This is a genomic window from Rhodococcus sp. A14 (genome assembly GCF_011603105.1).
Lineage (GTDB): Bacteria > Actinomycetota > Actinomycetes > Mycobacteriales > Mycobacteriaceae > Rhodococcus_F > Rhodococcus_F opacus.
Map to the genome: position 1 here is coordinate 20,681 of NZ_JAAOQS010000026.1, position 21,990 is coordinate 42,670.

Here is a 21,990-nt window from a genome sequence, read left to right on the forward strand (position 1 = left end):
ATTTGTGGGTCTTCAGGATCCGGTCCACTTCGGCGTCCGCTTCTCCGCGAACGCCCGGGCACCTTCTTGTGCGTCGGAGGACGCGAAGACAGGACCGGTGATGTCTCGTTGGCGATCGAACTGCTCGGTGGTGGACCAGTCACGCGCCTGCGCGACCACTTGCTTGGTGGCGCGCACGGCGAGCGGACCGTTGGCCACGATCCGTCCGGCCAACTCGAATGCCCCGGCCAGCGCCTCGCCCGGTTCGGTTACCCGATTGATCAGTCCGAGTTCGAGAGCGCGGTCGGCGGTGAGGTGCTCACCGGTCAAGGCGTACTCGAGTGCGACTCGTTCGGGGATCAGCCTGGGCAACCGGAGCAGTCCCCCGGCGGCGGCAACCAGACCCCGTTTCGTTTCTGGCAGGCCGAAGACAGCGGCCGATGAGGCCACGACCAGATCGCAGGCAAGTGTGATTTCGAAGCCGCCTGCCAGGGCATAGCCCTCGACTGCGGCGATCAGGGGCTTCTGTGGTGGGTTCTCGACGAAACCTGCGAAGCCGCCCTGGGGTGTGGCCGGGCGGATTCCTTGTACGAACGCCTTGAGGTCCATTCCTGCGCTGAAAGTGCCGCCGGCTCCGGTAATGATGCCGACGACCAGATCGTCCCGCCGGTCCAGTTCCGCGAGCGCCGACTCGATTCGCTCTGCGACTTCCAGATCTACCGCGTTCCGTGCGCTGGGCCGATTGATGGTAATCACCAGTGCGCCATCTGTGACTTCGGTGAGCACGACTGGGGCATGCGTCTTTGGCTCAACTGCTGTCATCGCGATCCTCCTGTGGCAGTGCGATTCATAAGCCCAGCGACTTGCTGATGATCGTTTTCATGATCTCGCTGGTTCCGCCGTAGATTCGGGTCACCCGTGCGTCGGCGTAGAGACGGGCGATGGGATATTCGAGCATGTATCCGTATCCGCCGAACAGTTGCAGGCACTTGTCGACCACTCTGCCCTGTAACTCTGTGCAGAAGAGTTTGACCTTGGCCGCGTCGACGGCGCTCAGTTCGCCTTGGTCGTGGTCGTCGAGCGCCCTGTCGACGAGCATCTGCCCCGCCTCTATCTCCGTCGCGCATTCGGCGAGAATGAATTTCGTGTTCTGCATGCTCGACAGCGGCCTGCCGAAGACGTTGCGGTCCTTGACGTAGGTGGTGGTTTCGTTTAAGGCGGCGACTGCGGCAGCCTGTGATCCCACTGCGATCGACAGCCGTTCCTGGGCGAGATTGTGGCCGAGGTAGTCGAACGCACGACCTTCTTCGCCCAACAGGTTCGCAGCCGGCACCCGCACGTTGTCGAAGTACAGTTCGACGGTGTCCTGCGCCTTCATCCCCAGCTTGGACAGGGTGCGGACCACACCGAATCCGGGGCTCGAGGTTTCTACGACGAGGATGCTCAGGCCCGCGCGCCGGTTGTCCAGGTCGACCGGTGCCGTCCGTGCGACGACGAGCATCAAGTCTGCGTTGACGCCACCGGTGATGAAGGTTTTCGACCCGTTCAGCACGTAGGTGTCACCATCGCGGGTGGCGGTACTGCTGATGCCTGCGAGGTCCGATCCGGTCCCCGGTTCGGTCATTGCGATTGCGGAGATCAGGTCGCCGCTGGCGGCGCCGGGAAGCCATCGTTGCTTTTGTTCCGCAGTGGCGTACTTCAGCAGGTACGGCAGCACGATGTCCATGTGAACTCGCAGCGACCCCAGGCCGAGCTTCGCGCGCAGGGTCTCCTCGGTGAGGACGGCGCTGTACTTGTAGGTCTGCTCGCCGCTTCCTCCGTATCCTTGCGGGATCTGGATTCCGAGAATGCCGAGCTCGCCAACCTCGTTGTAGAATTCGCGCGGCGGAGCGCCCTGCTCTTCCCACTTCTCGAAGTTGGGTACGACATTCTTTTCGAGGAACCCTCGTACCATCCGCCGGAATGCGTCGTGTTCGTCCGTGAAAACCTTGCGTTTCATCTCGACTTTCCTGATCAGTGAAGGGGTAGTCGTGGCCGTGGTGGTCCAGCCTCAGTTATCGCGGTGCCATGCGGTTGGCGCCGTCGAGCCGGAGGGTCTCACCGTTCAGGTAGCCGTTGTCGATGATTGAGCACGCCAGCTTGGCGTACTCGTCCGGTTCACCGAGTCGCGCCGGGTGGGGAACCCCACTTGTAAGGGACTGGCGCACGTCGTCACGCAATCCTGCAAGCATCGGGGTATCCATTAGGCCCGGCGCGATCGTGCACACTCTGATGTTCTTTGTAGCAAGGTCGCGTGCTGCGCAGATCGTCAGGCCTGCGACACCTGCCTTGGATGCGGCGTATCCGGCTTGTCCGATCTGCCCCTCGAAGGCAGCGATGGACGCGGTCCACACCATCACGCCACGCTCGCCGGCGATCAGCTCGTTTCCGGCCATGTTTGCGGCGGCAACACTTGACACGTTGAAAGTCCCGAGGAGGTTGGTGCGCACGATAGTGGCAAACAAGTCACCGTCACCCCGCGAGCCGTCCTTGTTCACAAGCCGGACCGAGCCTCCACGGCCGGCTGTGTGCACGAGCACTCGGAGCGGTGATCCGAGCGATGCCTCCGCAACGGCGTTCTCGACTTCGCCGATGTCAGTCACATCGGCAGGAACGAATCGTGCGCGTTCACCGAGCGATGCCGCGACTTCCTTTCCCTGCGAGGACGGAAGATCAGCGATGACAACCGACGCACCCAGGTCGATCAGTCGGCGAGCTGTTGCGAGCCCCAGTCCGGAGGCTCCGCCCGTCACCAGAGTGGACTTGCCGTTGATATCCATAACTCCCTCACCAAACATGTAGGTGCGACCTACTGGCGGCAGCAGTTCAGCCACCCCGTGCCGCGTCGCGGTCGGCGAGAGCGATCGTCGTGCACCGATCCGCTCACATAGATTTTATACTAGATTAAATCTAGCAGGGTCAAGGGGATTGCCGTGCGGATCGACAGGACCAACTAGTGTATGGACACAGAGCGGTGACACCCAAGCACTGTTGCGCCGTCATTCGCACTACCCGGGCCAAACAACGGTCCGCAGGGCATTTCTACCCACGGTATGCCGTGCACCCCAGACCCATGCTGGGACACTGCCCGGTCCGTTGGCTGCCAAGTGGACGCGGAAGTTTTATGCCGACACCAGTTTTCTAATGTAGATTCATACTATGATGTGGTAGTCACTGGTAGTTTGGTCTACTGCGAGAATTTCGGACATTGAAGGGGATTGATTCAGGCCGCGATCGTCGGCTGCTGGTAACTGCAGTGGACGTCGTCCGGGTACCGGTAGCCGAGCGCAGAATCCCGGCGCCGCGAGTTGTGAACCCTTCGATGCACCTGACGATGTCCTGTCGCGCTCGCTGTTTCGTTGCATAGAACGTGCGGTAGACACATTCGTTCTTTAGCGCTGCGAAGAAACTTTCGGCCATACTGTTGTCCCAGCACACCCCCGGTACGCCCCATCGAGGATCGAGTTCCCAATCCGGCCACGAGCCGCCGAAATGCGCCAGAGGTGTACTGGGCGGCCACGACCGGAGTGAAAGACCGCCCCCGGCTCGATCAGGGTCGTCGAGGCCGCGTTCGCCAGCTCGGCTGCGATCAAGTCAGTGCGCATGTGATCGGGCGATCGACCACCCGACAACCTTGCGGGAGAAACAGTCGATGACCGCCACAAAGTACTGCAACGACAGTTTGCGATGTCGACGTTTGTAGTGGCCGGCGCGCGCTCTGGCCTGGCTGGCGCGGCGCCAGTTCGACCAGTGCCAGACATGCACGAGGGCGTGTTCGACCGGACAGTCGACGCGGTTGAACAATTGCCGGATCTCGTTGATTGTCAGAGGTATTAGATCTCGGGTACCAGCCGGAGATCCCGCTTTTGAGCGCCGCGGCGCACGATCGTCAGGAAGGCGGCCTCGGCCATCGACAAGGTGATGTGCAAGTACGAGGCCGGGGTACCCGCGCACCTGGTAGTGGTCGAGTCCGGTCTCGTTCTTGGTGGTCTGAAAGCACTCCCCGATCGCCCAGCGACTGCCGGCCACCCGGACCAGCTCGGCGGGTTCGGTCTCGGCGTGGCCTTAACAGATGTAGTAGGCCATCTCGTCGGGGTCAGTGATCGACCGGCGGGCCAGCAGCCGGTGATCGCGACCCCGTTCGCCACATCCGGAGTCGCCCGAACCCAGCCGGCGCTTGTAGCCGTTGGGCGCGCTGGCTTCTGGCTCTCGACCACTCCGGCGCCTAGAGCGTGTCTGCTATTTACGGACGCGATGATGAATGACGAGCGCAGCGACGAGTACGCCACCGAGGAAGGTGGTGGCGTACTTGTCGTAGCGAGTGGCGATGCCACGCCACTGCTTGAGACGCCCGAAACCACGCTCGACGGCGTTGCGTTCGCGGTAGCGGTCCTTGTCGAAGGCCGGCGGCCGACCCCCGGCCGATCCTTTCGCCTTGCGACGTCGGATCTGGTCGCGGCGTTCGGGGATGGTGTGCGAGATTCTGCGTTCCCGCAGGTCTTTTCGGGTGCTCGGGTGCGAGTACGCCTTGTCGGCCAGCAGGCGAAACGCTGCGGTGTCGTGGGCGCGGTGCGCGTCGAGCAGCGGCGCCAGGTAGGGGTTGTCGCCTGCCTGTCCCGGCGAGAGCAGCAGCGTCAGCGGGCAACAGAACGTATCGGTGAGGGTGTGGATCTTGGTGCTCAGCCCGCCGCGGGAGCGGCCGAGTGCGTGGTCGGCGGGTTCGTTGGCCAGATTCTTGTCATTCGACCGAGCCCCCTGTGTGCGCACCGGTCAGGGCGCCGGCCGAATGCTGGTGGCGCGGACAATCGTCGAGTCGATCGACAGCAGACGTTCGAGCTGTTCCTCTCGTTCGGGGGCTGCCGCCCGCACCGCGGCGAACATCCGGATGTAGGTGCCGTCGTCCGACCAGCGGCGATGCCGTTCCCAGATCGACTGCCACGGGCCGAAGTATTCGGGCAGATCGCGCCACGGTGATCCCGTTCGGAACCGCCAAGCGATTCCTTCCAGGGTCAACCGGTGGTCGTTCCACGGACGCCCCCTTCGGCCCGCCAGTGCGGGTAGGACGGGCTCGATCACAGCCCACAGGTCATCGGAAATCTCATCGGCGCGCAACACATACCCAGCATCACGCTTCAAGCATCAAACATTAAGCAGACACGCTCTAGTACTGCAACGGCACTTATGGGAGGTGTCCGCGACGTCGGTAGTGGGAGGTGCGGGCCTGGTGTTGTCGGCGCCGTCGCCAGTTCGACCAGGACCAGATGTGCTCGTCCGGGTGGGCGTGTCGCAGGATCAGTTGCATGAGCAGGCGGCGGATCTCGGGTAGCGTGTACGCGATCATGCCCTGATCTTCGATCCCGATTCCCCTTTTATCGCTTCGGTTTTCGTCCCGGCGAGCCAGGCGAGGGCGAGCATCGACAAGGTGATGTGGGCGTACCAGGCCCGGTAGGTGCGTACCTGGTACTGGTCGAGGCCGGCCTCGTTCTTGGCCTGCTGGAAGCATTCCTCGACCCGCCACCGGGAGCCGGCGATGGTGGCGAGTTCGGTGAGCGTGGTGCGGCGGGGTCCGGCGCAGACGTAGTACGCGATCTCGGTCGGATCGGAGAGGGATCGGCGGGCGAGCAGCCAGTGCCCGCGCCCGGGTGCCCAGGCGATCCGGATCGGGATCCGCACCCAGGAGTATTCGCGCCGGCCGTGCGCGCCGTCGCCGACGGAGATCCGGCGCCACTGCTTCGCCGGGACCGCGGCGATCATCTCGTCGGCGCGACCGGCGCGGCCGTCCGGGGTGAACACGTCGTCGTTGCAGCGCGTGGCCAGGACGTAGGAAATATCGCGTTCCTCGAGCCAGACCCGCAGGTACTTCACCTGCCCGTAGGCCTCGTCCGCGGTGACCCAGGAGAACGGGACCTGTGCGTCGAGGGCGCGTTCGATCATGTGTTGCGCCAGTCTCGGTTTGGTCGCGAACTCGATGTCGTCAGTGATGCCGGCGGCGCGGCACCGGTCGCGGTCGGAGGTCCAGGATTCGGGCAAGTACAGATCCCGGTCGATCAAGGCGTGGCCGGCGCCGCTGGCGTAGGCGAGGAAGACCCCGATCTGGCAGTTTTCCACCCGTCCGGCGGTGCCCGAGTACTGGCGTTGCACCCCGGCCGAGCGGGTGCCCTTCTTGAGGAATCCGGTGTCGTCGACGATCAGTACACCGGCCGGATCGCCGAGGCGTTCGACCACGTAGTCACGGACGTCGTCGCGGACGCCGTCGACGTCCCAGTCCGCGCGCCGCAGCAACCGTTGCATCCCGTCCGGGCTGATCTCGCCGGCGCGCTCGGCGAGGGTCCACCCGTTCTTGCGTTCCAGACCTGCAACCAAACCCGTCACATATTCACGGACTCGGGACCGCGGCTCCGACCGGGCGAACCGACCGGAGATCCGCTCATGCAACGCTTCCAACTCGGCAGCAACCAGATCGAGGACCACACAATCAGTATCGCGTACCTGTCAAGCAAGTGCCGTTGCAGTACTAAACGGCCGCCCAGTTCGAACTCATCGATGCCGGTGGTCATCGACCTGAACCATCCCGTCGGTGGTGAACACGCTCGCGACGCCCTGGCGCGGGGCCGCTGGGCAGGTCCGTTTCCGGTAGAAGCCACCGAACACGTCCGTGGGGATCTCCCCGATCGCCTGGCATTCGGGGACCGTCGCCTCGAACGCCATCGGCCAGAACACACCACGCTGACAGATATGTTTCCCGTCTCCGTAACCAATCCGGTTGATCGGCCTCAAGTCCCCAGCGGACGGCCCGGTGGGGGACTCCTCCGCGCGGGGTCAGCTCCAGGGTTGGACTAGGTCAAGCACGAAGGCCATCACGCCGATGCTGATGTAGAAGGCGGTCGGGCAGATTGCGAAGCCGACTGCGAACAACGTCCAGGGCTCGGCTGAGGACCGGCCGGGCAGGCGAGGGCTGTCCTCGGTCACAGCGGCGGACGGGCGCGACCCGGCACCAACCGGAGTGATGACCCGCTGGTCCGCATCGACGACCGCCGGAGGACCGTTCACCGCCATCGTCCCGCGCTCGTGCTGCATCCGCACGATCCCTCGGCCGGTCCAGGCCATCAGCATCAGGATGATGTTGACCCACACCAGGTTGGTGTAAGGGACGCCGAGAACCGTCCACTCCTCCCGGTAGCCATAGCGGTAGATGTCCAACGCGTAAATCGTCAGGCCCTCGACACTCACATCGAGCACCGCGAAGAAGACCGGCAGCACGACGTACTGCCAGCGACCCAGTTTTCGGTCGAGCCAGTCACGGTAACGCAGGATCAGCAGGGTGGTGATCCCGAAGAACGTCGCGTACGAGCACGGCGACCACAGCGGCTCGGGCCGGCCGGCGAGCGTGAAAAGGTTGATCGACCGAGCATCGTAGGTGAGATTGAGGAACCAATGATCAGTGAAGATCCAGTCCCAGAAGAAAATCGATATACATCCAGCGTAGAGGCCGGCGAGAAATCGGGTTCGACCAAACCGGAACACCAGGTATCCACCGAACACCGTGCCCAGGACTTGGGCGAACTCGTAGAGCCGAAGGACCACCAGCGGCGTCTCAGCCAACATGCGCCCGGACCCCGCTTTCGTAATCAACCGGCTCGATCATGACCCCTCGACCACTCGAACGGACGAGCTTCGCCGTCTCGTCGGCGCCCGCGCGATTGCCTCGATACGCCACGACGACGTCATACGCCCTTGTCGGCGTCGCCGATCGTCTCGACCACGACCACACGCACGTCGTCGCGGAGCCCCTCACAGTCCCAGGAGTAGAAGTTCAGCAGCCGCTGAATGCCTCCGGGCCCGCATCACCCGGCCCTCGAGCCACGTCGGATGCTTCTGATGCCAACTGCGGCACTTCCGGGGCCGGACGGCAAGACTCAGTTTGCGGCGCCACTTCGCGACTACCACGCCCCCTGGAATGGACCTCGAAATCAAGAGCGATACCACCAGCGCCGCAGTGTATCCGAATTCGGTACAGTACCGGGAGATCTCGGCACCGTCTACCCCGTTGTCCGCCCGCAGCAATGCCCGCGCCTGGACTACCTGTCGGTGCGGCGGCGCGTCGATCCAGCAATCCACCCGAGCTCTGCCCGTTGTTCGCCACTGACCATCAACGTCACGGCAACCATGAACGCAGCATGAAATCGGCTGCTACTTCACAGACGGACCATTCGCTCAAGCAATCGTTTCGATGGACAGGCCGAATCCTGCGGCGCGAAAACCCTCAGACACCCGGTTGTTAAGATTCAGCGTCTGTAGCGCGGGAGATGCTGGCCACGACGCGCGCCTCGTAATCTTTCCGGGTCCCTTGATCGATCTGGGGGCCTAGACGGTCGATCTTCGTAACCCGAAACAGCAACGAACGGAGTGTGTACGGCAACGCTCCGTAGACGTGGGCGGCTATTCCGACTACACCAGGCGAGAAGATTGCGTGCCGCTTTCGCTTCAGGCCTTCGATGATTGCATCGGCGACTTCTTCTGGTGTAACGCCGCGCATCCCGCGCATCTCCTGTAGTCCCGCCGCCAGTTCCGTCTTGACGATGCCGGGGCCCACCGACGACAGATTAATACCACTGCCCGTCAGTTCGAGACGCACACTATCGGTGAGACCAACGATCGCGTGCTTTGTGCCGACGTATGTGGCGACGCCGGGAGCGGGCAACCACCCACCGGTCGACGCCAGGTTGACAATATGGCCGGCGCCGCGCGGCTTCATGCGCCGTAGGGCTTCCTTCATCCCGATGAGGGTGCCCCGGTAGTTGACGTCGACCAAGCGGTCTGTCATCTCGTCGGTTTCGTCAATAAAGTAGCCCACCGGCATGATGCCGGCGTTGTTGACGAGGATGTCGAGCGGACCGAAGTGCTGTTCGGCGGCATCGAGAACCGAGCGGAACTGCTCGCGGTTGGAAACATCGAGTGACCGACTAATGGCGTTCTTGCCGATGGCGGTAGCGACGGCCGCAGCAGCAGCTCCGTCGAGGTCGGCGACGACGACTCGTACCCCCTCGCGTGCGAGGGCCTCGCACGTCGCCCTTCCAATTCCTCGGCCTCCGCCGGTGACCACGGCGACTTTGCCGCTCAGTACAACTTGGCTCATGAATGTCTCCTCAAGTCCCGCTCCGTTGCTGACTGCGGATCTGCGCTATCTGAACCGCGACCCGCGTAAACAATACACCTGACACGCTTTGTATCATAGTAACAATTCGGCTGTCACCGGTCCGGTCTGTGCATCTGGATGGCTCGGTGGGCACCTGACGTTATGCGGTGTCAGCCGTGCCGCTTCGGCGCATGACGATGCGTCCGTCCGGTTCACTACTTCCAGTGATTTCAGTGGAAGACCATTGCCGAATCAGGCAACGTGCACCTTGGTGACGTGCAGTTGCTCGCTGGCGGCCTTCTTGTTCCCAGATGATGCACTGGCAGATCACACGCTGGACTCCTCGCGACGAGCGGAATTGTCGGCCTCGAACGCGAGTATCAGCGCACTGAATCTCACGGGACAATATCCGAAGTCCCACATGACTGATGTCGGCCACCCGTCGTCGGCCAAGGGAATCGGCAACTTTGGTCAGGATCGGGGCCCGAGAATGTCAGATCGTGTTCGGTCCGGATGTGCGACCTTCTCTTCGATCACGTGGCGTTCGGTCAGGCTGAACGATTTCAGGCTTCCGCCCTCGGATAGCGCATCGAATCCCTTGGGGCCGAGAACGTTCTATCTCAGTCTCGACGCACCACACCGCAGGCCTGGACACGACCAAAAAGGGGCCCCTGCTTGCCGGTTGACCGTCGAGCTGAACACCGTGCAATGAATATGCGGCCGATCCGCCATGCAGTACTGGAACCGGATTACCGCGGAGGCACTGCCGGCGCCGGCGGCGACTCCACAGTTGGCGGGGCAGTCGACGAGGAAGAGGGCGGCGGATTGCCAGCACCGCCGAGCGACGCATCGTCTCCCCCAATGTCCGAAATCTTCCAATTGTCGCGGCCGTCGACCGTCAACTGATAAGAGGCAGTCGAATCGATTCCGTCGGGCGCCTGACTGTTCGTTGTCAATACCTTTACGAAGGCAGTCACGGTATACGAACCGTTATTCTCGGACACTACTTTTGCTGCAACCGGTTTCGCTGTAGCCACCCATTGCAGCGGCGTGATGATCTGCTCCATCGACGATGCTGCGTGTGTCAGCCGATCCGCCAATTCATCGCTTGTGCCACTGGTTAAGCGCGAACGCCAGGACGCGAGATCGCGAAAATCCATCTGCGCGGCGCCGGTCGAGTAGTCGAGAGCCACCTGCTCTGCATGCGAACGGGCGTCCGCATTGTCACGCATGCTGTTCAGGTCGTCCGTTTTCGCATGGAGTTGCCACCCGAGGATTCCGATCGATCCGATCATTGCAAGGAGTGCGAGGGCGACGATGAACGAGCGGACCCGGATGACGCGGTCGCCGTTTCGCAAGCGGCCTGCAACGGCCCCGGGCTTGTGCTGGACATCACCCTCGCGGCTCTCGACGACCGCCGACTCTTCACTTGCCTGCTGTTTAGTTGTTCTAGCTTCAGTTCTGCTGATCATGTTCCCAATGCCTTTGAATGTATCGGTTTTCTTGATGGCGCTCCGAGTAGTAACTCGGTGGATGAAACTCAGCCTCCTTCCAACCCACGGAGGTGCAGCGTGAGCGCATCGCCCGCATCTGCCGCAGCGAGTGCATTTGTAAGCAGATCTGACACCGGGAGTGTCCGAAGCGACGCTGCTGCAGCAGTCATGCTCGGAAGCAGATCGCCACCGATCACGTGCAGATCCATCGCGTTCTTGTCGAGAAACGCTTGCGATTCAGCGAGAAAGGGCTCCACTCCGTAGGGAATGGAATCCGGGAGGGACGCCAGGCCGACAGCGTCGAAATAGCGGTTGATGACGTTCGCGAACCCTTGGCCGAACTCTACGATGTTGGGCGTTGCTCCGTTGAGCGCGTATGGCACCGGCGCACTTTGTTGGAGTAGCGGTTGTATTATCTGCAACAGCTTGTTGAGATCACCCCTCCGAGTGATGATCTCGTTTGCCAGAAGTTCACCGACTCTATTTAAATTGTTGAGCACGCTGGCATCTTGGGGCAACGCGACATCAACACTGGCGAAGATCTCCCGTACCCGGTCGGGGTCGACCTGCTCCAACATCAAGGTGAGTCGCTTTGAGAAATCCTGGAGCGAAGTTGGCTGACTTACCCGCGAAGAATCCACTACCGAACGATTCTCGAGGAAGGGGCCTCCCGAAGAACTGCTCTGGATAGCCATGTACCCCTCGCCGAGCGCCGACATGTTGTCAACGCGAAAGGTGCTTTCGATCGGAATCTCGTAGCTCCGGTCATAGTTCCACTTGAGTTCAACACCGTTTGCAGACGCGTTCAATGCGGTCACATGTCCGATTTGCACTCCGCGTAGCAGCACTCTGGAACCGACGACCAAACCATTCGTGTCGGTCACCGTCAGGCTGGCCTCGTTAACCTTCTGCAACGGCGAGACGTTCAGCCCGAGATTCCCCAGGTAGGCAAACGATGCCACCGCCATCGCAAGCATCCCCACGACGGAGATGCGCGTCTTTGTGAAGATCATTTCACTGCTCCGAACATGCGCAGAATGTTCTCGACATCAACCAGAACTTGATCTCCGTTCGCTGCCTGGATCGACTTGATATCAACCTGAGGATTCTTTGCGAATGGAAGAAGTGTTGTGCGAATGAAATTGTCCAATTTCTCGCCCGAAGTAGGCCCCTCGTCCCACATATAGCGAATAGACTGCCCCGCATCGGCAACAGAATTCAGCATCGGAACCAGCCACATTCCGCCCTCGAAGACACTGCCAACGTTGGGCAGTACGACGCTCAGATGACCGATGAAATTCTGGTTCAAGCTCCGCCAGTAGTACGTGCCTGTGTGATTCTCGTCGCCTTCGAACATGATAGAGAGCGCATCGGACTGGCCATCCACCGCGACGGCTGTCGAATTCATGCCGTCCAGCATCCGATCGATCTCGCTGACGTGGTCCGAGAGGTCGCGCAAATCGACTGCGACTGTCGATGCGATCGCCCTCACATCCTGGACCTGCGGCATCACGTTGTTGAGGCGTTTCATTGTGTCTTGAACCTTCTGGATGCTGCCGCCGTTAACGAAGTAGGCGAGCACCGCCATCGTGTCCTCCAATTGCGGCGGCGATGTGGTCTGTGCGGCAGTAATCAGCATGCCTGGCTTCAAATACTCCGCCTGAGCCGAATTCTGATTTGTTTCGAGTGCGATATACGTATCGCCGAGCAGCGTGTCTTGGCGGATGACCCCGTGTATGTCGGGGGGGATGCGGGCGTCACCTGCCACGTTAACGGTCACCGCAACCACCGCCCCCTGCACATCCACGGCCGTGACCTGTCCGACTCTCAGCCCGTTGAGCGTTACATGCGCGCCGTCGGGAAGGTTGAGCGCACTCGCGAACTGAATCGTGATGGCGTAGCCGTCTCGGACACTGCCTTGCACCGATGGCAGGTCCTTCGGCCCCAGGGAACACGATGTGGTCAACCCGACCACGAAACACATCGAAATGGCGCCGAGACCGAGCTTCCATCGTTTGGCATGGCTCATCGAACGCCCTCAACTAAGAGTCTGTCGAGATTTCCAGTCAGGACAACCGGTTCACCGGATCCATTGTCGACAGTCATCGGCTGATAGTTCATCGTCGGTCCACCCGGACGGCCGAACTGTTGCTGTAGCACGGTCGTCACCGAAGGGAGGGAATCAAGCAGACTTGCAAGATCTTTGGACCGGGTCGCGGCAAGGTGGATCGCGTCGCTGACCGGCCCATGCATCGTCGGCCACAGCAGATCACCGTAATGATCTTGAATGCTGTACAACACCGCGATGAGGTACCCGGTGCCATCAACCAGCTTCGTGACGCCTGGCCACAGGTCAATTCCCTCGGCAACCACATCCGGCAATTCATTCAGGAGCGAGCTGACAGTCGACCAGTTGTGCAATGCTTCCTCTGTCAAGGGCGCCATGTTGAGAACGCTCGAACCGATATCGGAGACCAGTTGGTCTGGACTCTCTGCGGCAGCCGATGCGTGCTCCAACATCGCGCGTGCGTTTTCACCCTGCCCCTGTAACTCCGTATCGAGACTTCCGATCGCGTGAGCCAGGCTCTTGTCCCCCTCTGCCGGAGTCATTGCATCTACGAAATCTGCTGCCGACCCGACAATTTCGGATATGCTCTTCGGCGTGAAACTGCGATTCATTGGGATACACTCCCCTGGTTCGAGATGCGGGCCGGAATCGTAGTTGCCAACTAGTTCGAGGCTACGGTCAGCCAGCAAGGATTTCGACCGTGTCACAACCTGCACGTCTGCACGATATTCGCGCCCTGGGTCTAGCGAGAAGCTCACGATCACGCGATCACCCGCAGGTTCGACGTTGTCAACTCTTCCCACGCGATAGCCCATCTGGGTCACCGGATTGCCTGGGTACAACCCGAGGGAGTCTGGCATTTCTGCGCAGAATGCCGACGTGCTGTCGTGCGAGTCACCGCCTACCACGTACAGGCTTCCAGCTACTACAAGCGCAATCGCTACAGCGCCGGTCACGGCTACGACGAGCTTCCGATTGATGTGTGACATGTCAGCACGTCCCTCCTGGAACAGGAACACAGACCGTCGAGGCCAATATGGTTCCTCCGCTGATCTGGGCGATTCCCGCCGGCGTCAGCCATGCAGCCAGCCGATCGCGGAGCTGTTGGAGTTGATCGATGGCGGGACCCATGTCCTGCTGGAAGGCACCGATCGAATCGCGCAGTTGCTCGATCTTCGGGCGCATTTCAGGTTCGTGGGCAAGATAGAATTTTTCGAGCGGAATGACACGGTATAAGATCTCACCGAGGAGCGTATAGGCCTCGTTGAAGCCGGCGTGCGTATTGTGATAGGTGGACAGTACCAACTCGATTCGGCGGATCAACTCGAATACGAAGTCACGCCGTTGATTAAATTGCTGTAGATATTGTGCCGCCATATTCACAATGTCACGAATCTGCTCACGCTGGTGGTCCATCACAGTCCCGATGCTGTCCATTCCCGAGATGATCGTGGCGATCGAACCCGGATTTCGTTGCAGGGCATCTGCTGTCTGATCGATGTTTGCGTCGATCGTGCCGCCATCCACGCTGTCGGTGACGGTCGGCGCGGCCTGAAGCACATCAGCGATAGAGTACGGGACATTCACGCGGTCGACTGGTATAACAGCCGAACCAAGGTCGTTGTTGCCCAACGGAAGCACCGAGACCGCATACCCGCCGACCGGAGTCAACATTCGCACGTCAATTCGGGAGTCGGAACCGATGAAGACCTCTCTTTTGATCTCGGCGGTCACCCGGACGAACGAATCCCCGATGGACAGGGCAGTGACCTTACCGACGCTGATGCCGGCAACACGGACGTCGTCACCGATTTCAATTGCTGCAGCGTCTGTCGTTTCGAACGAAAGTTGTTTGCGGCCCGGCGGTTGTACGTACACCATCACTGTGATCGTCAACGCGATGACAACCACGACCACGACCGCGACGCCGAGTGTCAGCTCACTGCGATACCCCTGGGTGATCCGCCTCAATCCCCTGACCGCAACGGTCATCGTGCGTTGCATACAACTACCTCGCTGCCATTGAGAAGCACCTGGACTGTCGTCGGCAATGTGGCGACTCCGTTGGTGCAAGATACGTTGGCCGAGGTCGCCGACACCTGCGGTAACTGCAGGCCCGCGATCGACGCGGGGAGCAAGCGCAGTGCATCGGCCGCAGCCGGTAGAGATTCGAACGCGTTTGTCAGCATCTGGTCGACATCCATGTCATGCGTCAGACCGAGTTGCTCGATCAATCGGAATAGCGGCCTCATAAACTGAGGCCCAAACACGGATGTCTTCTGGAACTTGTCGAGCACTGTCATCGCCTCTTCAATCGAATAGTTGAGCGAATCCAGGAAATCCATCACCTGCGGCGAACGGCTGCCCATTGTGTCGGCGATCCGCGCCATGTTCGCGGTCAGCGTCGAGAGGACTTGTTGACGGTCGCGTGCCATCGCGGCGAGTTTGTCCGCGCTTTCGAGCATCGGAGCGAGCCCCCCGCCGTCACCCTGCAATAGCGAAATCGCATTCTCAGTGAAGTCGTTGATCTCGTCGGTGCTCATCGTGGTCAAAACGGGCTGCAAGCCGTTGAACAGCTGCGTGATGTCGAAGGACGGCTTCGTATTGGCTGTGGTGAGATGACCGACCGGCGTTCCTGGATTCTCAGCCACCGTCAGCTCGACGTACCTGGCACCGGTGAGATTCTGATACTTGACCGCGAGCTCCGTTGTGTTCGTGAGTTCGTACGGTTCTTTCAGTGTGAACGCTACCTGGGCGAGGGTGTGACCGTCCTGGCTTGTGAGCTCAACCGAAGTCACCTTGCCGATCTGCACGCCTCTGGTTCTGACGTCACCATTCTCGTGAAGTCCGGATACGTCGGTGAATTGCGCTGTGTAAGCACGGGTATCACCCTCGACAGGGCTCTTCATCGCGTTGACCACAATGACGAACAACAGTGCAGCGACCACCGCCACCACACCCAATTTGAGCGCCGTAAGCCCTAATTTCATATGCGGCTTCATCGAGGTACGTCTCCTTGCTGCGCCGCCGTCGCCCCCGCCATCGCACTGAGTGGCGCTGCCAAGGACGGTAGGTCGTCGAGCGCGACGCGAAGGTTGAGGACCCTTTGGTCGCCGTTCGTCGAAAAAACGTTGTTGTACCGATCGATCAGGCTCGCGAGTTTGCCCAGCGCCGTGCCATTGTCGAGAAGGTTCGGCAGTGCGGTGGCGAACGCCCGTGCGATCTCCGTCAGTGGTGTCAACTCTGTCGCGTGTGAAGCCAGCAGAATGCCGGCCGAACCAAACAGCTTTTTCGAGGCCAGGTCAAGTCCTGCGCCACCCCGGTCCATCATCAGATCATTGACACCAAACGAGCCATCGGGCCTCTTGTTGAACTTGGTATCGAACAGGATGTAGAACGCCTGGATGGTCTGGTCGCTGAAGGCCGGCATCACGTCCAGGATGTCGTTTACCCGAGACAGCAACGCGCTCGGTATCTCCTGCTGCGTTTTCGCCACTTCGTCAGCCAGGACAATGCCGGTCTGGATCAGCGGCGTCACTCCATCGCTGTACCGGATGACCTTGTTCAAGGTAGTGATCATGCTCGTTGTAAGGGTCCCATCGATAGTGTGTGACCCCTGTTCGAGCAGTGTCGACATCGTGTAGTCACCGACCGTTGTGCGCTGGAGTTCCGCCCCGGAGACCAGGTTGGTACCCCCCTCCTTGGCCACCAGATCGACGGCCGCGACCCCAAAATAGTTGAGCGGACGGAAGTCCAAGTCCATCGAGTCTGTCAACCCCTCGACCTCATCAGGCTTCAGAGACAATTGGATGCGTACCATGTCTTGATCTGTCTTCTCGACGGACGTCACCTCACCAACTTCGGCACCTCGCAAAATCACCCTGGTGCCTTCGGCCACGCCAGGTCCGACCTGAAGAGTTTCGACTGTGAGGCGCAATCCGTCGGGTTTTGTCAGAAGCGGACGAATCCAGATAGCCGTTACAAGCACGATCGCCACCAGCACGATGGTGAGACCGGCAGCAGTGTTGACCATTCGGGTTTGGTGCTCGTCGGACCCACGGATGAAATCCTGATTCCTCGGTTTGCTCATTGTCTTATCCTTTGAAGGTCAACACCGGGCTCAGACCCCAGAGCGCCACCGTCATGCAGAAGTTCAGTACCACGATTAATACGAGGCTGGCCCGAATCGCCCTGCCTGATGCCAATCCGACCCCGGCCGGCCCGCCGCTGGCAAAGTATCCGTAGTAGCAATGGATGATTGTAACGACGACGCAGAACGTGATTGTCTTGAGAACCGATGCTCCCAGATCCGGCCAATTTAGGAATTGCGCGAAGTAGTGGTCGTACGTTCCGTGTGGTTGTCCTTCGAAAGTCTTCACGATTACACCGCCGACGAAGAAGCTCACCACCAGCGCCATCAGGTATCCGGGCAAGACCACCAACAGACCTCCAATGAGCCGGGTGCCTACGACGAATGGAATTGATTGCAGACCCATAGCTTCCGTGGCGTCGATCTCCTCCGAAATTCTCATGGCGCCAATTTCTGCTGTCATGCGGCAGCCGGCCTGTGCGGCAAACCCGATTCCGGTGATAATCGGCGCGATAACGCGAATATTGCCGAACGATCCGATGATGCCTGTGAGGGGACCGAAACCGAGCAGGTCGAGCGCTAGGAACGCCTCGATGGCGACCACAGCGCCGACCGCGACACCGAGAAAGAACATTAGGCTGATTACGCCGCCGTCGACAACCAATGAACCACTGCCCCAAGCCATGTCGTTCATGGTCTTCCAGGTGGCCTGACGGTAGTGTTTGACGGTTCGGGGAAGGGAGATGACGACTTTCCACACGAACACCGCCAGCTGGCCGATCTCACCGGCCATGCCTGATATGCCGCTCCCCACCACCCTGAAGGGCCGCAACATGACCGGTGCAACCGGACTGTATTTTGAGGAAGCATTCATTTCATCAGGCCAATCGGGTCGGATAGAACATCAGCTGCAGCTGGCTGACCAACAGATTTGTGATAAAGATGCTGAAGACACTAAGCACCACTGACGCGTTGACGGCGTTCGCCACCCCCTTGGGCCCGCCTTTCGCCTCGAGTCCTCGCAGACTGGCTATGGAGACGACGATTGCGGCGAACAGAAACGCTTTCAACACCGAGAACGCTAGATCGGTGGGAGAGGTAAATGCGCCGAACGACTGCCAGAAGCTGCCCGGTACGACGTCGGCGACATTCACAGAGATGATGAGGCCGGCAGCGACACCGGTCGAGATGATGATGATGCAAAGGATAGGAGAGATTAGGAGCATCGCCAAAAATCGCGGCATCACCAGACGTTCTACCGGGTCCACGCCCATCACCCGCATCGCGTCGATTTCCTCGCGGATTGACCGTGCACCCAAGTCGGATGAGATTGCCGAGGCAGCCGCGCCACTCATGAGCAGACCCGCCGCCATCGGTGCACCCTGGCCTACGACACCGAGTCCGCTTGCCGCGCCCGCGAGTGAACTGGCACCGACCTGATTCATGATGCCACCGACCTGGACCGACACCTCGGCGCCGATCGGGATAGCCATCAGCAACGCGGGCAGCGCCGTCACCTTGAACAGCAGCCACATCTGATCCGCGATCTCATGCACGGGCAGACGCAGCTTGATCGTGTCAACAACGGTGTACCGCAGTACTTCGGTAACCAGATGTACCAGCCTGCCCAACGTCTCCAGGCTCCGGACTGGCGCACTTTTGTTAAGGTACCCGGCCGCCCGCTGCGTCCGGGCAGGCCGAGCGTTCGCGCCTGTGTGACCGCCCTTGAATGTCCCGTTTGCCGAACCTCGCTGATCATGCTCCAGCGGAACCTCGGTGGTTGCCAGCGTCCCCATCGATCCTCTCCTCGCGTGTAAGCGCACGACAATTCCGTCGCCCTCGAATCGGCGAATTCGGCTCTTGTTTCCCGCCTATGGTTCGACCCATCATCGGCACTTCTGGAAGAGCCGGCGCAGGCTGTTGCCGGCTCCGGCAGGCTCAAAGATTTCGTTCGCCGGATCAGGCCTGAGTGCCGAGCGTCACTTTCGATTGATACTGTGATACACGCAACGTTCTGCGTATCATGCTAGTCAGAGGTGCCCACTTCTGGCAAGCGAAACCGAGCAATAGATCGCATTTCGTACTTTTCGTCTCCGGCAACGCTGCAATTCGTTAGGGGAGAGAGGATTTGCGATCTGTGACCGACCAACGTCCCCACGCTCCTACGTGCAGTCACGCGCCGGAGAGGCTTTGGACTAGCCAGGTCACGGCTTCAGCATCCGTCGCGACTCCTCAGCTGGCCCCCACAGAGGAGGAATGACCTCAGTATTGAAATCATCGGCAGGAAACAGTGTTTCGTCGAAGCTTTGCTGAATCGCGATCTGAGCGTTCTCCGGCAGGGTGTGCATGATGTGCCGGACACGTTCCTGCCGGCGGGCGACAGCCTGCCGGAACGGCATCCCCGGCGTCGCCTTCATCTGCGGGACGATGCCCTCCACGTCGTCGACACCACCGGCATGGTGACCGGCATCGACCATCGCCTGCTCCTGCGCCATGGTGGCCTCGTCCTTCTCCTCGGACATGCCGATCGGACCGATCATGGTGCCGTTGAGGAACTGCTTGACCACCGGCTCCTCACTGGTGAGCAGCACCTCCCGCGGACCGAACATCACCAGATGACGGCGGAACAGCATGCCGATGTTGTCCGGCACCGTCCGCGCGAGATTGATGTTGTGCGAGACGATCAGGATCGTCGCGTCGATCTCGGCGTTGATGTCGATCAACGTCTGGGAGATGTAGGTGGTACGCACCGGGTCCAGGCCGGAGTCCGGCTCGTCGACGAGGATGATCTGCGGGTCCAGCACCAGGGCGCGGGCCAGGCCCGCACGCTTGCGCATACCACCGGAGATCTCACCGGGCAGCTTGTCCTCGGCCCCGAGCAGGCCTACGAGCTCCATCTTCTCCATGACGATCTTGCGGATCTCGGACTCGGACTTCTTGGTGTGCTCGCGCAGCGGGAACGCCACGTTGTCGAACAGGTTCATCGAGCCGAACAGGGCGCCGTCCTGGAACAGCACACCGAACAGCTTGCGGATCTCGTAGAGCTCCTTGCTGGAGCACTCGAGAATGTTGGTGCCATCGATCACGATCGAGCCCTGCTCCGGGCGGAGCAAACCGATCAGCGACTTCAAAAACACCGACTTACCCGTACCCGACGGCCCGAGCAACGCACTGACCTCACCAGCAGGGAGGGTCAACGTGACGTCCTGCCAGATCCTCTGCGAGCCGAACGACTTGGTCAGTCCCTCGACGGATACCTCGACTCCCACCATTACCTCCGCGTCTTTTCAGGCATCCCCGAGCACCAACGCGGACACGTCGACCGGATGGACGCGGCCACAGCACTGTCGCATGTCCTTACAGGGCTTCTTACTGAACCAGCAGTGACGGCGTCTCTCATCGGACTACCTTCCTCGGCTTCTGATTACGGTCGCACCGGCGCCCTTAGGTCACCGTGTAAAACACCCGGGCCTTGGACCCGGTCCACTTTGCGGGCACGCTCGGGCGCCTACATATGTGTCGGAGGTCGGCGATACGCCACGATCAGAGTGATCTTCCTCGTGAAATAGTCGCCGCCCCATGCTCGAATCGAAATCGCATATGAGCCACGGACGAACGAACATAATTTAGAATAGATTCGACTATGTGTCAATGCTCACATCAGATGGGGGAAGGTGGCCGCGCACCCGGGACCATCGAACCGCGCGAACACGGCAGAAGGATCGTTCTCACTACGGCCCGCCATGTAGCCCTCGGAAAGCTGCGGGAAGTGGACAGAAGGGAGCGGGTAGGGCCGCCTCAGACAGTGCTTCCTTGTTCGCGATCTCGCATGGCTTCTCGTCTGCCGCATCCTCGTTGCGCCAGATGATGTAGCGGCGAATCATGCTGCTCTGCTCCTTGTGACCGATGCCGATCGAGGCGCAGTTCCCGGCACTGCGGGCCTTCGCCCTCGACGGGCACCTCAAGCCGCCGAGAACCGCTCGAAGTCTCTCGTTCTTCCGGTACCTGCGCAGCCTGTATCCGACGGACGTTCGGCTGTCGATCGTGCACAACTACACTTGTCCTCGCCCAAGCCGTTACGCGGCGAACAGGTGCCGCACCCCGTGTAGTCGGGTGTAGGTAGCGCGCGACGTCCTCGCGACTCCCGCCCGAGTGCAGCGTGCTTGCCGCCGCGTTCGGCCCGCTGCCGGCCCGGATGCAGCTGCAGATTGCAGATTCAGCAGCTCGAACTCGTAGAGACAGACCACCTCGGCGACCAAGAACTCGGCGAGCTTGGTCAGGCTCCAGGTCGATACGGCAGATCGTGCTCGGTGGAGGTGGACTTGACGATCTTCGGAACCGCCATGCCCTGCATGGGCAGTAGGGTATCTGGCTGCGCTGCCAGGTCATACCAACCGGAGGCCACGACAGATTGCCTGCACCAGTCGATGCCCCTCGTTATCGTCGAGCGAGTGCACTCGTACTCTGTCACCCGACCAAAATGACCGGTGCCGTGCCCGTTACACCGCAACCGGACGGCGTGCCGACCCGAACAGGCACAGGTTCCCGGGTAGGGCACTAGCGGAGTTGCGGGGGGTGTCGTCGATCGGCCCGAATCCTTCGGGAGCAGAAGCGTCGACTGCCTGCTGCAGCCGCTCTGCGGTGCAAAGGCGTCGAGTGCGACCGACTCGTCCACATCCCGTGCTCGCGATGATGGATCGTGATCGCGTTTGGTCGTCTAGATCTGGCCACACAGGCGGCAGGCTTGTCCGCCAGCTTGGTCTCGGTCACCGGGCCGCGGGTTCCGATTCAGTTCATCTCGGATCTGTCTCGTGTTCGTTGTCCGAGACCGTCGACCAGAATCTCAACGCTAGGCTTCCACCTCTTGTGGCCTTCCCTACCCCAGGGACAACAAGGCGCGGTTTCGGGTTCGCTCGCGGCCGCACGATTCTCCTTCCGCGGCGATACCCGATAGGGGCCTGCCTGAAGGCTCTGCCTCGGGACGAAGGGGACGCGATGCCCTTTCCGGCAAACACGGATATGCATGCCCCCGTGACGACGGCAGAGGTAACCTCTCGGCGCGCTCATACACAACCGCTCGGGTTGCGATGGAATCGGAAGATCGACGCCGAGGCTGCTGACCCGTGGCACACATCAACTCGGCGGTTCGCTTCTGATCACCGCGGCTGCCAGGGACTCGGCTGGC

18 protein-coding genes and 4 pseudogenes are annotated in these 21,990 nt (G+C 60.8%); all 22 read right to left on the bottom strand.

Translation table 11 applies throughout. The features are described 5' to 3' along the window. Positions 1 to 12: 12 nt before the first annotated feature. Positions 13 to 801, bottom strand: coding sequence for a crotonase/enoyl-CoA hydratase family protein (locus G9373_RS16090; RefSeq protein WP_105417939.1), 789 nt, complete (start codon positions 799 to 801; stop codon positions 13 to 15). A gap of 25 nt (positions 802 to 826) precedes the next feature. Continuing rightward, positions 827 to 1,978, bottom strand: coding sequence for an acyl-CoA dehydrogenase family protein (locus G9373_RS16095; protein ID WP_164065115.1), 1,152 nt, complete (start codon positions 1,976 to 1,978; stop codon positions 827 to 829). A gap of 55 nt (positions 1,979 to 2,033) precedes the next feature. Next, positions 2,034 to 2,798 carry an SDR family NAD(P)-dependent oxidoreductase gene (locus G9373_RS16100; protein ID WP_164065114.1) on the bottom strand — a complete coding sequence of 255 codons (765 nt, stop codon included), beginning with the start codon at positions 2,796 to 2,798 and terminating at the stop codon, positions 2,034 to 2,036. Between the two features lie 443 nt (positions 2,799 to 3,241). After that, positions 3,242 to 3,675, bottom strand: a pseudogene (locus G9373_RS46465) (DDE-type integrase/transposase/recombinase); the annotation flags it as partial. Positions 3,676 to 3,851: 176 nt separating this feature from the next. After that, a pseudogene (locus G9373_RS16105) lies at positions 3,852 to 4,161 on the bottom strand (IS701 family transposase); the annotation flags it as partial. Between the two features lie 96 nt (positions 4,162 to 4,257). Then, positions 4,258 to 5,133, bottom strand: a pseudogene (locus G9373_RS16110) (IS5 family transposase). A gap of 64 nt (positions 5,134 to 5,197) precedes the next feature. Then, entirely contained in the window at positions 5,198 to 5,359 is a 162-nt protein-coding gene (locus G9373_RS16115; RefSeq protein ID WP_167115739.1) for a hypothetical protein, read from the bottom strand. After that, positions 5,356 to 6,489, bottom strand: coding sequence for an IS701 family transposase (locus tag G9373_RS16120; protein WP_167115742.1), 1,134 nt, complete (start codon positions 6,487 to 6,489; stop codon positions 5,356 to 5,358). The genes G9373_RS16115 and G9373_RS16120 overlap by 4 nt, the downstream gene beginning before the upstream one ends. A gap of 66 nt (positions 6,490 to 6,555) precedes the next feature. Next, positions 6,556 to 6,726: a hypothetical protein gene (locus tag G9373_RS16125; protein ID WP_164065113.1), complete on the bottom strand. Its 171-nt coding sequence runs from the start codon at positions 6,724 to 6,726 to the stop codon at positions 6,556 to 6,558. Between the two features lie 111 nt (positions 6,727 to 6,837). After that, positions 6,838 to 7,623, bottom strand: a complete 786-nt coding sequence (locus tag G9373_RS16130; RefSeq protein WP_164065112.1) for a hypothetical protein — start codon at positions 7,621 to 7,623, stop codon at positions 6,838 to 6,840. A 122-nt stretch (positions 7,624 to 7,745) separates the two neighbouring features. After that, positions 7,746 to 7,871 (bottom strand): annotated as a pseudogene (locus G9373_RS16135) (IS701 family transposase); the annotation flags it as partial. 425 nt (positions 7,872 to 8,296) lie between these two features. Further along, on the bottom strand, positions 8,297 to 9,154 hold the full coding sequence (locus G9373_RS16140; protein WP_164065111.1) for an SDR family NAD(P)-dependent oxidoreductase: 858 nt from the start codon (positions 9,152 to 9,154) through the stop codon (positions 8,297 to 8,299). Between the two features lie 749 nt (positions 9,155 to 9,903). Next, entirely contained in the window at positions 9,904 to 10,626 is a 723-nt protein-coding gene (locus tag G9373_RS16145) for a hypothetical protein (protein ID WP_206032249.1), read from the bottom strand. Positions 10,627 to 10,694: 68 nt separating this feature from the next. Next, the gene (locus tag G9373_RS16150; RefSeq protein ID WP_206032250.1) at positions 10,695 to 11,660 is read right to left on the bottom strand and encodes an MlaD family protein; all 966 of its coding nucleotides are present in this window, start codon (positions 11,658 to 11,660) and stop codon (positions 10,695 to 10,697) included. Next, positions 11,657 to 12,676, bottom strand: coding sequence for an MlaD family protein (locus G9373_RS16155; RefSeq protein ID WP_167115745.1), 1,020 nt, complete (start codon positions 12,674 to 12,676; stop codon positions 11,657 to 11,659). Before G9373_RS16155 ends, G9373_RS16150 begins: the two co-directional genes overlap by 4 nt. Then, positions 12,673 to 13,704 (bottom strand): MlaD family protein, encoded by a 1,032-nt coding sequence (locus G9373_RS16160; protein ID WP_141471490.1) that lies wholly within the window; start codon positions 13,702 to 13,704, stop codon positions 12,673 to 12,675. Before G9373_RS16160 ends, G9373_RS16155 begins: the two co-directional genes overlap by 4 nt. A gap of 1 nt (position 13,705) precedes the next feature. Further along, on the bottom strand, positions 13,706 to 14,707 hold the full coding sequence (locus tag G9373_RS16165) for an MlaD family protein (protein ID WP_240960539.1): 1,002 nt from the start codon (positions 14,705 to 14,707) through the stop codon (positions 13,706 to 13,708). Further along, positions 14,704 to 15,717 (bottom strand): MlaD family protein, encoded by a 1,014-nt coding sequence (locus tag G9373_RS16170; protein WP_164065108.1) that lies wholly within the window; start codon positions 15,715 to 15,717, stop codon positions 14,704 to 14,706. Before G9373_RS16170 ends, G9373_RS16165 begins: the two co-directional genes overlap by 4 nt. Further along, positions 15,714 to 16,805 (bottom strand): MlaD family protein, encoded by a 1,092-nt coding sequence (locus tag G9373_RS16175; protein ID WP_206032251.1) that lies wholly within the window; start codon positions 16,803 to 16,805, stop codon positions 15,714 to 15,716. Before G9373_RS16175 ends, G9373_RS16170 begins: the two co-directional genes overlap by 4 nt. Positions 16,806 to 16,809: 4 nt before the next feature. Beyond that, on the bottom strand, positions 16,810 to 17,598 hold the full coding sequence (locus G9373_RS16180) for an ABC transporter permease (RefSeq protein ID WP_240960552.1): 789 nt from the start codon (positions 17,596 to 17,598) through the stop codon (positions 16,810 to 16,812). A gap of 85 nt (positions 17,599 to 17,683) precedes the next feature. Beyond that, complete coding sequence (locus G9373_RS16185; RefSeq protein ID WP_167115751.1) at positions 17,684 to 18,601, bottom strand: ABC transporter permease; 918 nt, start codon at positions 18,599 to 18,601, stop codon at positions 17,684 to 17,686. A 408-nt stretch (positions 18,602 to 19,009) separates the two neighbouring features. Beyond that, the gene (locus G9373_RS16190) at positions 19,010 to 20,077 is read right to left on the bottom strand and encodes an ABC transporter ATP-binding protein (protein ID WP_167115753.1); all 1,068 of its coding nucleotides are present in this window, start codon (positions 20,075 to 20,077) and stop codon (positions 19,010 to 19,012) included. Positions 20,078 to 21,990 lie beyond the last annotated feature (1,913 nt).

Bases quoted from the DNA above. Each gene is read 5' to 3' on its own strand.
- G9373_RS16125 (WP_164065113.1), bottom strand. From the start codon at position 6,726: ATGGCGTTCGAGGCGACGGTCCCCGAATGCCAGGCGATCGGGGAGATC.
- G9373_RS16100 (WP_164065114.1), bottom strand. From the start codon at position 2,798: ATGGATATCAACGGCAAGTCCACTCTGGTGACGGGCGGAGCCTCCGGA.
- G9373_RS16170 (WP_164065108.1), bottom strand. From the start codon at position 15,717: ATGAAGCCGCATATGAAATTAGGGCTTACGGCGCTCAAATTGGGTGTG.
- G9373_RS16140 (WP_164065111.1), bottom strand. From the start codon at position 9,154: ATGAGCCAAGTTGTACTGAGCGGCAAAGTCGCCGTGGTCACCGGCGGA.
- G9373_RS16175 (WP_206032251.1), bottom strand. From the start codon at position 16,805: ATGAGCAAACCGAGGAATCAGGATTTCATCCGTGGGTCCGACGAGCAC.
- G9373_RS16190 (WP_167115753.1), bottom strand. From the start codon at position 20,077: ATGGTGGGAGTCGAGGTATCCGTCGAGGGACTGACCAAGTCGTTCGGC.
- G9373_RS16130 (WP_164065112.1), bottom strand. From the start codon at position 7,623: ATGTTGGCTGAGACGCCGCTGGTGGTCCTTCGGCTCTACGAGTTCGCC.
- G9373_RS16150 (WP_206032250.1), bottom strand. From the start codon at position 11,660: ATGATCTTCACAAAGACGCGCATCTCCGTCGTGGGGATGCTTGCGATG.
- G9373_RS16160 (WP_141471490.1), bottom strand. From the start codon at position 13,704: ATGTCACACATCAATCGGAAGCTCGTCGTAGCCGTGACCGGCGCTGTA.
- G9373_RS16095 (WP_164065115.1), bottom strand. From the start codon at position 1,978: ATGAAACGCAAGGTTTTCACGGACGAACACGACGCATTCCGGCGGATG.
- G9373_RS16155 (WP_167115745.1), bottom strand. From the start codon at position 12,676: ATGAGCCATGCCAAACGATGGAAGCTCGGTCTCGGCGCCATTTCGATG.
- G9373_RS16090 (WP_105417939.1), bottom strand. From the start codon at position 801: ATGACAGCAGTTGAGCCAAAGACGCATGCCCCAGTCGTGCTCACCGAA.
- G9373_RS16145 (WP_206032249.1), bottom strand. From the start codon at position 10,626: ATGATCAGCAGAACTGAAGCTAGAACAACTAAACAGCAGGCAAGTGAA.
- G9373_RS16180 (WP_240960552.1), bottom strand. From the start codon at position 17,598: ATGGCCGGTGAGATCGGCCAGCTGGCGGTGTTCGTGTGGAAAGTCGTC.
- G9373_RS16165 (WP_240960539.1), bottom strand. From the start codon at position 14,707: ATGACCGTTGCGGTCAGGGGATTGAGGCGGATCACCCAGGGGTATCGC.
- G9373_RS16185 (WP_167115751.1), bottom strand. From the start codon at position 18,601: ATGGGGACGCTGGCAACCACCGAGGTTCCGCTGGAGCATGATCAGCGA.
- G9373_RS16115 (WP_167115739.1), bottom strand. From the start codon at position 5,359: ATGATCGCGTACACGCTACCCGAGATCCGCCGCCTGCTCATGCAACTG.